Origin of the sequence: Anaerocolumna aminovalerica, from assembly GCF_900115365.1 — a bacterium.
Lineage (GTDB): Bacteria > Bacillota > Clostridia > Lachnospirales > Lachnospiraceae > Anaerocolumna > Anaerocolumna aminovalerica.
Genome location: NZ_FOWD01000011.1, coordinates 107784 through 118099 on the forward strand (window position 1 = coordinate 107784; position 10316 = coordinate 118099).

Below are 10316 nucleotides of genomic sequence, written 5' to 3' on the forward strand. Positions count from 1 at the left end.
AATAATTACTGGGATGGAAAAGTAATTCTATATTATTAGGTATTGGAGGGCTTCACATGATTAAAATTTTAAAAGGTAATTTTGTATTTACAAAAGAAATGAATCGTTTTGAAGTGTATGAAAATGGGTATGTAGTAGTAGAGAACGGTAAGATTAAATTGCTCACAAAAGAATTACCGGAAATATATCAGGACACAGCCGTTGAAGACATGGGAGATCAATTAATCATCCCTGGTTTTGTTGATCTTCATGTACATGCTCCGCAATGGCTTAATACAGGAATTGGTTATAGCAAAGAACTTCTTCCATGGTTAAATGATTATACCTTTCCTTTGGAAAGTGAATTTGATAGTGTAGAGTTTGCCAAGGAACATTATGAGAATTTTATACAGGATTTATGGGAAGCAGGTACTACAAGAGCCTGTGTCTTTGCTACAAGGCACAAAGATGCTACCTCTCTTTTAATTAAATTGCTAAAGGAATCCGGTTTAGGGGCTTATGTGGGAAAAGTAAATATGGACCGCAATTCTTCTCCAAGATTACAAGAAACCACTGAACAATCCATTCAGGAAACCATAGAACTTTTGGAAGAAGATCCTACATTATATGAAGCTTTTGCAAAGGATAATACTACAGAAGCACCTTTGGTTCAGTATATATTGACTCCACGTTTTGTACCTAGCACTACTGCTGCCTTAATGAAGGCCTTAGGTGAGATAGCAGTAAAATATAACTTACCCATTCAGTCCCATCTAAGTGAGAACCGTTCTGAAGTAGCATGGGTAAAAGAACTGCATCCTGATATTGATAGTTTCGCAGAGGTTTATGAGCACTTTGGACTTATTCAGCCTGGCAGAACGATTATGGCACATTGTGTTTATAATACAGATTCAGAAATAGAGCTGCTTAGAAAAAACCAAGTGTATGTAGCCCATTGTCCTCAGTCAAACTTTAATTTAGCCAGTGGTATTATGCCTCTTAGAAAATACCTTAACCTGAATGTACCAGTTGGACTAGGTTCAGATGTAGGAGGGGGACATGTTCTTGATATGTCCAAACACATTGTAGACTGTATTACTGCATCCAAAATGTATTTTGTAGATCATCCTGACTATGCTCCAATCAGTGTCTCTGAAGCCTTTTATTTAGCTACCAAAGGCGGTGGTAGCTTCTTTGGTAAAGTGGGCAGTTTTGAAGAAGGTTACGATTTTGATGCCTTGGTTATCAATGATTCATCTCTTAAAATGAACGGAACCCCTACTTTGGTGGAACGTTTAGAGAAATTCATTTATAACGGCTCAAGCCATAATATTGCTAAAAGATTTGTCAGAGGTACAGAGATAAAAAGATAACTTTTTAATATCTTCTATATCAATATTTTATTAACAGAATAAAATATTGGATAAATGCTTTCTCATAAACAACATTAACCACTACTCAGTACTGATAGAATTAATAAAATAAGACCTTCCTGTTTATGGACAATGTTTCTGATACTTTTGATTATACTATGAAAACCATAGTATTTCCTTAATTACAAGTATGGAACATATACATATCCCCGAAGGTCTTATATTTTATTGATAAATTCTTAAATTAATTATTAATAAGCTTATCTTTATTTGTCCAACTCATCATTTTACGAAGTTCAGCTCCCACTTTTTCAAGTTGATGTTCTGACTCCTGTCTTCTCTTAGCTAAGAAGTTTGTACATCCAATTTGGTTTTCCAATAACCAGTTACGGGCAAATACACCTTCCTGAATGTCTTTTAATACTTGTCTCATTGCATTCTTAGTATCTTCTGTGATAATCTTAGGTCCTGTAATATAATCACCATATTCAGCAGTATTGGAAATAGAGTATCTCATTCCTGCAAAACCGCTTTCATTAATTAAATCAACGATTAATTTCATTTCATGGATGCACTCAAAGTAAGCACTTTCCGGTTCATAACCTGCTTCTACCAACACCTCAAAACCGGCCTTCATCAATTGGGTAACACCACCGCAAAGTACTGCCTGTTCACCAAACAAATCCGTTTCTGTTTCTTCTCTGAATGTTGTTTGAAGCACACCTGCTCTTGCGCCACCAATGGCTAATGCATATGCTAAACCAATATCATGGGCTTTACCGGAAGCATCCTGATGAACAGCAATAAGACAAGGAACACCTTGACCTTCTATGTATTGGCTTCTTACTGTATGTCCAGGTCCTTTTGGTGCAATCATTATAACATCTACATCTGCCGGCGGAATGATTTGACCAAAATGAATGGAAAAACCATGGGCAAACATCAGTACATTTCCTGCCTCTAAATTGGGTTCGATAGATTCTTTGTACAACTTAGCCTGTTTTTCATCGTTAATAAGAATCATGATGATATCTGCTCTTTTAGCAGCTTCTGCAGCTGTATATACTTGAAATCCTGCAGCTTCTGCCTTTTTCCATGAGCTGCTGCCTTCATAAAGACCAATAATGACATTTACTCCGGACTCTTTCGCATTTAATGCATGTGCATGTCCCTGGCTGCCATAGCCAATAACAGCTACAGTCTTGCCTTCTAATAATGATAAGTTACAATCTTCCTGATAAAATATCTTCGCCATTTTAAACTTCCTCCTAATATTAATATTTATATTTAATAGGTGTTAAACATATCTAAATAACCAGTATGATTCTTTACTTGTTTAAACTATTAAAGTTCATGTATAAAAAATAAATTTAATTTATTAATACCTATGTGTTTTTATGTACTGGACAAATATATGCGCCCTATGGACATAATTGGTATAAACAATGAGAAACACGCTTAGCGAGTTTCTCACATTTACGGACAGATTCGATATGTAAGAAGATTTAAAATTCTTTTTTCCTCTTAGATTATTACATCTAATCATCCAGGTATTCAGCAATATCTCCTGCCCCGCGTGTAAGACCGGTTATACCTGTTCTTACAAGTTCTTTTATTGTAAACCCTTCTAATAAATTCAGAAAGGCATTTATTTTATTCTTATTACCTGTTAATTCTATCATGAGAGAATCCACTGCTACATCCACAATCTTTGCCCTGAATATATCAGCGATTGCAATAATAGCTTGCCGTTCTTTCACATTTGCTGAGACTTTTACCAGAACAAGTTCTCTGCACACTGATTCGTCCGGTAATAACTCTCTGACTTCACGAACATCTTCTAATTTTAATAACTGATTACGAATCTGTTCTAAAATTTGATCGTCACCATTTACCACAACAGTTATTCTTGAGTAGGAAGGATCTTCAGTTATACCACCTGTCAAACTGTCTATATTATATCCTCTTCTACTGAACAGACCAGATACACGGCTAACTACACCTGCTGTATTATCCACCAGTATTGACAACACCATTTTTTTCATTGGGACCTCCCCATAGCACATTGCCAAATAAATTGTATACATTGTAACAATATGAATACCAAAAGTCAATAATGAATATACCAATAATTTAATTCATTTTTATACCAATTCAGTAATAATTATTTATTATATTAAAACTTAATCTGTCTTTTCACGTTTCTTAATATTCAAATGATGCATGTTTATGCTATACCTATTAATATACTATGCATTCATATTATGCATTTATATTAACAGTAATAAACCAATATTTCGGATTAGGCCGGTTTTTAAATATCCCTTTGATAGAATAAGTTTTCTTCTCATAAACCAGCTATTTTCTTTTATGTGAACAAAATCATATACCAAGGCTTTTTTATTACCGGTTAAATCCTTTTCAAAGATGTTATAGAATTCCCTTGCTTGTTTTATAGTTATATCAAGTATTTCCTTTTGTTTATGAAGATTGGAGATTCTATTCTTTACATAGGTCAAAAAGCTTTGATTTCCTACTACATTATTCTCATGTTGACGGTAAAGTAAGGTTCCTTCTTTCAGATAAGTAATATGACCGATAGCAGATGCAATTAAGGCAATCCACCAATCATGATATCTGGCATTCTTAGGTATAACATCTAATCTATCTGCTAATGCTCCATTAAACATTATTGTACATCCAATTAATTTATTTTCCATCAGCATATGGGCTAAATCTCTTCGATTGGTATTCAAATTACTGGTTTTATAAAAAGAGGATTGTTGAATATTAAGTTTTTCATCCACAACAATAGCATCTGTAAAAACTGCCACCGGCTTTTCACTGCCATATCTCTTTTCCGCTTTTTTCATCTGTTTTAGGGTTTTATAAATCTTCTCCCCCATCCATACATCATCCTGATCACAAAACATATAATAGTGATTGTGTTTTTTTTCATTTTCTTCCTGATTATTTAGCTGGGTTACCAGCTTGACCCCCTCTAAGAAATTACGTGTTACACCTTTATTGGTATTATTTCTATAATATCTGATTTTTTGAGGGTACTGCTGTATATATTTTTTTATTATTGATTCCGTTTGATCCTTGGAACCATCATCAAAAATCCATAACATCCAGTTTTCAAAACTGTTATGAAGTATGGATTCGATCTGATCTTTTATATATTTTTCACCGTTGTAGGCAGCCATAATGATATTAACTTTATTCATGTGTATAACCCCTTCTTATAGTTTTTCAGTATTTTACCAGTAATGAGGATTCATACTTAATTTCTTTATTATGTTTTTAGGTATTCTTTCATAGTTTTTTCCTGCCAGATATCCTAAATATTTAAATCCACTTTGGAAAATCAAATCAGGAATCAGTATATACTTTTTCTCATCTGCCAAATACTTTGCAGTTTGTTTTACCAGCTTAATACCTTCACTTTCCGACTTTACAGCAGAAAACACTTCTTTATACTGCTGCTGGGATACCGCTAAATCAAAATTTCTCTTAAATTGCTGAATATAAGTATATTCATGGGAATGAACCACTTTTGCATCTGCTGCATAAGCAATAAAATAGCCTGCCTGAATAATTGCAGCTGCCATAATCATATCTTCATTAAATATAGTTTTTGTTACAAAACCACCCAGTTCATCATAAACCTCTTTTCGATAGGCGCTGCATACATTGGAACAAAAGTAGGTTTTTATTCCAAGCCTTGGAAGATCTTCTTTGGATTTCATAGAGCTTTCTTCCGGATAATTAAAGGTTCTGGTATATTTCTCTATAATGCCTGCATTTTTTCTTGGAAGTTGTCTTCCGTAAACAGCTGCAACCTGAGGGTTACAAAAAGGCTCCAGTAAATTCCTGACAAGTTCTTTATCCTCCGGAACAGCATCCTGGGTCAGAAACAGAATAATATCCGCATCAGAAAGGTGGGCACCATAATTTCTGGTACCACCATGATCAAAGTCACTTTTATCAATAGGAATACATTGTATAAGACAAGAAGAATCATTTAATGCTTGAACTAAGGATATAATATCTTCCTCACTTTTTCTTGACTCTTCTGTTTGGTCTGCCGGATTATCCTCTATAGTTTGTAACAAATAAATCCGGTTAGGTCTTACACTTTGCTTTATTAATCGTTCTAGTGAATGTTTAAATCTATGATCCGGTTTATATACCGGTATTATTATATCTACCGTTAAAGAAAGGTTCCCTTCTTCTGCTGCTGACTTTTCCATCTTCACACCCGCTCCCTTTTATTCACATTTGTAACATGGCTGCCTTGGCAGCAACAGAAACTGCAAAGCAGTTTCTGTTCATGTATTTATTCTGACACCCATTATACCACATCTCTTTGCAGATTTCATATTTCCACAAATAATAGGTGTTTTTATTAGTTTTTTCAACCTGAAAAACATATTCTTGAAAACATATGGTGGTGCCTTCAAAATAATTGTCTTTCAACTTTTATCTAAGTTATGGTCTATAATCAAATACAATATCTAATACTCTTTCGACATATTTCCCATCTGCCAAACTTTTTACCGTAATAGTGCCTTTAGAACCAGCTTTTGTATAGGTTAAAGTATCCTGTAATTCTTGCCCGGACTCTATACTTATATCATTAATAGCCACAATAATATCTCCAACTTTTATTCCAGCTTCTTCTGCGGCAGAACCTTCCTTAACCTTGCTTACATAATAACCTACAGGCATTTCGAATGCCTGGGAGTACACTTCTGTTACATCCTCACCGGATACCCCAATATAAGCTCTGTCTTTTTCCGCTAAGGTGGTTCGGTTCATTAAATGATTGATAATAGGTATAGCATTGGATATTGGGATGGCATATCCAATACTTTCAACGGATTCATCAACGTATTTTACAGAATTAATTCCAATTACTTCACCTTTGGAATTTAATAATGCTCCTCCGCTATTTCCAGGATTGATTGCCGCATCTGTCTGAATTAAGTTTAATTTTACCCCTTCAATATCAACTTTCCGGTTTACTGCACTAATATAGCCAACGGTTACAGATTGTCCATAACCCAAAGCATTACCGATTGCAATAGCCATTTCTCCAAGTTTGGTATTATCTGAGTTTCCTAATGTAGCAATCTTAATATTTTTAATAGTATCTTTTTCTAAATCATTAATATCCACGGAGACTACTGCTAAATCTGAATTTGGAGCTGTTCCTTTCACTTTAGCAGAAGCTTTTGTCTTATCTGCAAAAATGATTTCTACTTTAGAAGCACCATCTATAACATGATTGTTGGTTGCAATCAATATTTCAGAATCATTCTGTCCAATAATAATACCGGAGCCACTACCAGGTACCTCCTGGCTATATTGTCTGCCAAAGAAATCACTGGATACATTCGTTACTAAAGAATTAATTGCAACAATGGAAGGCATTACATTTTCAACTACTTCGGATACATCTCCGGTTACTTTACCTTTTGTACTGGCTTCCACTGCAACTGTATCCCTGTTACCTGCATTTTCTTCTGCTGTCAGGTTCTTGCCATCTATAGTTTCACCAAAAGAAGAATTACCAATACCTTTTCCAAAATAATTATATGTCTGTAAGGAAGCTGCTCCAAGAGTACCTATAACCAGTCCTGCTAATGCTACCATACCAACCTTATTTAAGAATTTATATTTCTTTTTTATTTTAACAGGATTCTCTTCATAGGAATTTGAATTTTTATTATTCTCATAAAGATTTTCTATATTTACATAAGGAGTTACTTCTTCTTTGTCAGGATTTTCTTTTTTTATATTAGGAGTTGTTTTTTCCCTGTTAGGATCTTCTTTATCACTATTTAAATTTTCCCCTCGATAAATAGATCCTTTTTCCTCATAAGAATTATTATCTCCTGTTGACCTATATGTTTGATTTAATCTTTCTAAATCCTGCTTATTTAATTGGTAAATACTGTTGTTATCTTGGTTTTGTTGTGATTGGATATTGTCATTCTCACTATTTTGAGATTCATAATTGTTATGTTCATCGTTCATACAAATATCTCCTTTCAAACTAAAGCTATATTTCATTCATTTCTCTAATGTTTATAACCAAAGTTTATCAAGAATTTATGTCTACTTTGTGATTTCACTTTGAAAAAATTATGAATCTAATAATATTCTTTCTTTTTCTATAATATGAAATCTTACACCATGCTTTACCTTGTACTGTTAGCTTTGTTGCTATTTATCACCTTTATACCATATGATAATTGCCCAGTATTCGAAATCCAATAGCTTCCTCTTGAATTCCTAACAGTGCATTTTTTACACTGGGTTCTTTAAGGTTTCCTGTAAAGTCAACAAAGAAACGATATTCAAAAGCATGGCCTTCTAAAGGCCTGGATTCAATTTTTGTCATATTCAGATTGTTATAAATAAAATGAGATAACATGTTATACAAAGATCCGCTTTCATGGGGAAGTTCAAAACATATACTTATTTTATTTGCATTTTTAATGAATTCTTTTTTCTTCGTGATTATTATGAATCTTGTAGAATTAGTATTTTCGTGATTAATGGACTCTTTCAGAACTTTTAGTTTATAACATTTTGCAGCTCTTACACTTGCAATAGCTCCTTGTGTAATATCCTGATCCTCCTGAACTTTCTTGGCACTGTCTGAAGTGCTGAGCCATTCAATAGGGCTCATATGGTGATGGCTTTCTAAAAATTTGGAACATTGCATAAGTGCCTGAGGATGAGAGTAAACCTTCTTAATATCCTCCAGTTTTGCTTCCGGTAATCCCAGTAACGCCTGCTGAACCTTAACTACATGTTCTCCTATTATATAATTATCATATTCCACAAGAAGATCATAAATATCAGCAATGCCCCCTGTGGATGTGTTTTCAATAGGAAGCACTCCATAATCTGCTTCGCCTATTTTAATAACTTCCATAATTTCTTTAAAAGTCGGAGCATAAAAACATTCAATATCTGTATTAAAATATTCCTCCATGGCCTGCTCTGTATAGGAACCTTTTACTCCAAAACAAACTACTTTCATTTTTTTATCCCTATGTAAACTTTCGATTTCTTTTAAGGGAAGTTCCTGTTCTCCGGCACTCATTAATCCGTATTGATATTTTCGGCTCATTGACATGATCTGGGTGAATAATTCTGTAATACCATGCTTATTAAAATCATTACTTGCCATAGCCTGTAAAACACGGAGTTTTTCATTTTCTCTTTCTTTATCTAATACCTTTTTTCCGGTTTTTATCTTATAAGCAGCTACATCCTTTGCAATTTCCATTCTCTCTTCGAATAAGGAAACTATTTGTTTATCTATTCTATCAATTTCATTCCTGCTCTGCTGCAAATCAATCATTTTAACCATACCTGTTCCTTTCTGCATTGAGCCTAATCTTTTTCACATTATAAATAACTATTTTACTTTTTGCAACACTTATAAAGAATTCATTGCAATAAACTTTTCAAGGATTTATAATAGGAATAGAATTTATTGCCTAATATTTCATATTGCTAGAAATTAATAAGGTTGGTTACAAAATATTTTACTAATGATAGGAGGAAATAGCATATGCCTAAGCTTAAGAGAATTATCATCCTTATTCTTATTTTGCTCTTTGTATCAATAGCAGTTATTTTAAGGTTAAACACTTCAAGGAATAAATTTAACAAAGAGGATATTTCAGGAAATACCCCGGGTAATCTTTTCAACGGTGGGTTGTTCAGCCAATTGGATGATAAAATATACTTTAGTAATTATAAAGATGATGGTGCCCTTTATGTTATGGATTTAAATGGAATTGACTTCAAAAAGTTATCATCAGATAAGGCAGGACATATTAATGTTTTAGGAAATTACATATATTACATACATAATGACAAAAAAAGAAACAATTCAAAAGGTGTTCTTGAATTTAATAATAGCGGAATTTATCGAACTAATTTAAAAGGAAATAAAATTAAAGTGCTGTATAATGATCCATGTACCTATATTAACGTTCACGGTAATTACGTTTATTACCAACATTATGATAAAGAAGAGGGATTAACCTTCTATTCAGTAAAAATAGACGGCAGTGAAGAAAAACAAATTTCAAAACGGCCAATAATACCAATATCTATTTTGGATAATATTCTTTATTACTCCAAAACAGAGAATACCAATTCAATCAGCAGTATGAACTTAAATGACGGATCTACCAATACCCTTTACTCGGATGAAAATACCTACGCTCCTGTGGTAAACGGAAACTTTATTTATTTTATATCCATATCGGACAGCTATAAAATTAAACGTATTCATTTGGACGGTAGTAATCCGGAAACTATCGTTGAAGATAGCTGCAGTACCTTTAATATATCCCCGGAAGGAAAATATCTTTATTATCAGGTTGATGATACCAAAAATAACCGGATTTGCATTATGAACTTAGAGACAGGTGAAGTAAATACCCTTCTGGACGGTAATTATAAACAAATTCACATCGCCGGTAATAACGTATATTTTAGTGATTTTAATGAAACCAAAACCTATTATCTTCCTATTGGAGGTACCAATGGAATATCTACCTTCAATCCGCCTGTTTATAAATAAAAATTTAGTTTACTAATGAACGTACGCTCAATGTCGTCAACTTTAGATGATAGCAAATTTCTACAAGAAAAATATTATATTATTTATATTTTATATTTTCATTTTTTTAAAAAAAGAGTATAATAAATAAACCTAACAGAATAGGCTTTTTGCAAATATTCACTTAAATATACTTATAAAGTTGGTTTTGAATTTTTGTGATATTTTCTTCTGTTACGTGTCATTTGTCGTTCATATTTCCGGTTGCGGCGGATTTGTGAACGACATTTTTGAATTTCGTAAATTAAATCATTATATATGTAAATCCAGTCTTTTGATGATTCTATTAAAGTTATTATTTTACG

The 10316-nt window shown here is 33.1% G+C and carries 8 protein-coding genes; 2 read left to right on the plus strand and 6 right to left on the minus strand.

Annotated features, from left to right (window positions below; translation table 11 throughout):
• Positions 1-56 precede the first annotated feature (56 nt).
• Positions 57-1352: an amidohydrolase family protein gene (locus BM183_RS08320; RefSeq protein WP_091686043.1), complete on the plus strand. Its 1296-nt coding sequence runs from the start codon at positions 57-59 to the stop codon at positions 1350-1352.
• 244 nt (positions 1353-1596) lie between these two features.
• Here the strand turns inward: BM183_RS08320 and ilvC are convergent, their stop codons facing one another.
• From ilvC to pheA, 6 genes are all read right to left on the minus strand, one after another.
• The gene (gene ilvC / locus BM183_RS08325; RefSeq protein ID WP_091686045.1) at positions 1597-2607 is read right to left on the minus strand and encodes a ketol-acid reductoisomerase; all 1011 of its coding nucleotides are present in this window, start codon (positions 2605-2607) and stop codon (positions 1597-1599) included.
• A 283-nt stretch (positions 2608-2890) separates the two neighbouring features.
• Entirely contained in the window at positions 2891-3397 is a 507-nt protein-coding gene (gene ilvN / locus BM183_RS08330) for an acetolactate synthase small subunit (protein ID WP_091686047.1), read from the minus strand.
• A gap of 225 nt (positions 3398-3622) precedes the next feature.
• Positions 3623-4582, minus strand: coding sequence for a glycosyltransferase family 2 protein (locus BM183_RS08335; protein WP_091686049.1), 960 nt, complete (start codon positions 4580-4582; stop codon positions 3623-3625).
• 33 nt (positions 4583-4615) lie between these two features.
• A complete protein-coding gene (locus tag BM183_RS08340; RefSeq protein ID WP_091686051.1) occupies positions 4616-5608 on the minus strand; it encodes a glycosyltransferase family 2 protein in 993 nt (330 codons plus the stop codon).
• Between the two features lie 238 nt (positions 5609-5846).
• On the minus strand, positions 5847-7397 hold the full coding sequence (locus BM183_RS08350; protein ID WP_170847935.1) for a S1C family serine protease: 1551 nt from the start codon (positions 7395-7397) through the stop codon (positions 5847-5849).
• 202 nt (positions 7398-7599) lie between these two features.
• Complete coding sequence (gene pheA, locus BM183_RS08355; RefSeq protein ID WP_242960923.1) at positions 7600-8763, minus strand: prephenate dehydratase; 1164 nt, start codon at positions 8761-8763, stop codon at positions 7600-7602.
• A gap of 186 nt (positions 8764-8949) precedes the next feature.
• On the opposite strand from pheA, the gene BM183_RS08360 reads away from it, so the two are divergent.
• Positions 8950-9972, plus strand: coding sequence for a DUF5050 domain-containing protein (locus BM183_RS08360; RefSeq protein ID WP_091686055.1), 1023 nt, complete (start codon positions 8950-8952; stop codon positions 9970-9972).
• Positions 9973-10316 lie beyond the last annotated feature (344 nt).